The organism is Seonamhaeicola sediminis, from assembly GCF_004358095.2.
In the GTDB taxonomy this organism is placed as follows: domain Bacteria; phylum Bacteroidota; class Bacteroidia; order Flavobacteriales; family Flavobacteriaceae; genus Seonamhaeicola; species Seonamhaeicola sediminis.
On the sequence record NZ_SMZJ02000036.1, the window covers coordinates 1 to 886 of the forward strand.

Consider the following 886-nt stretch of genomic DNA (forward strand, 5'->3'; position numbering starts at 1 on the left):
GCAAGTTATTTAAAGGCTGTTGAAATATTGATAATCCTATCGGAATTATCAACATTCCAACACCACAGAATCATCATTATGAGATAATTAAAAATAAAATATTAACTTTGGAGAACTAGGCTAGTGCTTTTCATAGGATACGGTGTTATGCCACGTTTTTATTTTTCCATTCTTCTTTAAGAATACTGTATACATAAGTTCCTTTGCTTTCTCCATAAGATTGGATATTATAATTTCTTAGAAGTCCTTCTTTAAAAGCTCCAATTTTTTCAATCGCCTTTTGAGATTTTATGTTTTTTATGTCTATTTTAAATTCAACTCTCCGTAGTTTTAAAATGTCAAAACAATAGTCTAAGAGTAGTCCTTTACAAATTGAATTAATACCAGTTCCTTGGAATTTTTCACCAATCCAAGTCCAACCTATTTCTATCCTTTTACTTTGAAAACTAATATTTCCAAACATTGTCAATCCGATTGGTTCATTATTTTTCCGATTTATAATTATTAGAGGATATAATTCTTTTTCTTTTTTTGCATTCAGGCAGAAGTCAAAATAATCGACTAAATCATTTCTGTTTTTCACTCTTGCTCCAAATTCGCCTAATTCATTATTGTAACTTATTTGTTCAATTGCGTCAATATCATTAATTGATAAAGGACGCAATAAAATCGAATCATTTTCAAGAATCAATTCTGATGAGAAAAATTTTTCTAATGTCATTTTTTAATTGCGCAATTTTTGGTTAATGTCTAGTCCTGAAATATGGCTACAGGTTAAAAATTTATTTAAGCTGTTAATTTGTATACCATATTCGGTGTTTTATAATCTAAAGATACATGTAATCTTATTTGGTTGTATAGATTAATAGCACTTTTTGTAGCTTTT

1 protein-coding gene is annotated in these 886 nt (G+C 28.0%); it reads right to left on the bottom strand.

What is annotated here, in order from left to right:
- Positions 1–145: 145 nt before the first annotated feature.
- Positions 146–721 (bottom strand): GNAT family N-acetyltransferase, encoded by a 576-nt coding sequence (locus tag E1J38_RS15000; protein WP_133357649.1) that lies wholly within the window; start codon positions 719–721, stop codon positions 146–148.
- Positions 722–886 lie beyond the last annotated feature (165 nt).

Coding starts and splice junctions, on each gene's coding strand:
- E1J38_RS15000 (WP_133357649.1), bottom strand. CDS start 721: ATGACATTAGAAAAATTTTTCTCATCAGAATTGATTCTTGAAAATGAT.